This window comes from Zobellia russellii, from assembly GCF_018728565.1.
Classification (GTDB): Bacteria; Bacteroidota; Bacteroidia; order Flavobacteriales; family Flavobacteriaceae; genus Zobellia; species Zobellia russellii.
Genome location: NZ_JACSOI010000045.1, coordinates 1 through 209, shown reverse-complemented (window position 1 = coordinate 209; position 209 = coordinate 1). Strand labels below are relative to the sequence as shown.

Genomic DNA, 209 nt, shown 5'->3' with positions numbered 1-209 from the left:
GGGAACTTGGTATTTGTGGCATCAGCTAGTGTTACGTCATCCGATTTGTTCGCGGAATCTTCCTTTAAGGCGATTGCAGCATCGGCATCTGCTTCATTCTGGTCTACATCGTTTTGAACGGCAAGAATAGCTGCGTCTGCATCCGCTTCGTTTTGGTCGACATCGTTTTGTACGGCAAGTATCGCGGCATCAGCATCTGCTTCGTTTTG

The 209-nt window shown here is 48.3% G+C and carries 1 protein-coding gene; it reads right to left on the bottom strand.

The window, feature by feature from the left end; genetic code table 11:
* On the bottom strand, positions 1-209 hold a 209-nt coding region (locus tag H9565_RS20125), incomplete at both ends, for a hypothetical protein (RefSeq protein WP_215442162.1).